This is a genomic window from Acidovorax sp. FG48 (assembly GCF_057809085.1).
Map to the genome: position 1 here is coordinate 1 of NZ_JBMDJH010000055.1, position 770 is coordinate 770.

1 protein-coding gene is annotated in these 770 nt (G+C 62.1%); it reads left to right on the plus strand.

The genetic code is table 11. The features are described 5' to 3' along the window. Positions 1–770, plus strand: a 770-nt coding sequence (locus ACODSU_RS25290) for an elongation factor Tu (RefSeq protein WP_488845721.1), incomplete at both ends; no start/stop codon positions are given.

Sequence of the window (770 nt, forward strand, 5' to 3'; positions counted from 1 at the left end):
AACGTGGGCACGATCGGTCACGTGGACCATGGCAAGACGACGCTGACGGCAGCTATCGCCACGGTGCTGTCCTCCAAGTTCGGCGGCGAAGCCAAGGCCTACGACCAGATCGACGCTGCGCCCGAAGAAAAGGCCCGCGGTATCACGATCAACACCGCCCACGTGGAATACGAAACGGCCAACCGCCACTACGCCCACGTGGACTGCCCCGGCCACGCCGACTATGTGAAGAACATGATCACCGGCGCTGCCCAGATGGACGGCGCTATCCTGGTTTGCTCCGCTGCTGACGGCCCCATGCCCCAGACCCGCGAGCACATCCTGCTGGCCCGCCAAGTGGGCGTGCCTTACATCATCGTGTTCCTGAACAAGTGCGACATGGTGGACGACGAAGAACTGCTGGAACTCGTCGAAATGGAAGTGCGCGAACTCCTGGACAAGTACGACTTCCCAGGCGACGACACCCCCATCATCCGTGGCTCCGCCAAGCTCGCCCTGGAAGGCGACAAGGGCAAGCTGGGTGAAGAAGCCATCATGAAGCTGGCCGAAGCCCTGGACACCTACATCCCCACGCCTGAGCGCGCTGTGGATGGCGCCTTCCTGATGCCTGTGGAAGACGTGTTCTCCATCTCCGGCCGTGGCACCGTGGTGACCGGTCGCGTGGAACGCGGCATCATCAAGGTCGGCGAAGAAATCGAAATCGTGGGTATCCGCGACACGCAAAAGACCACCTGCACCGGCGTGGAAATGTTCCGCAAGCTGCTGGACCA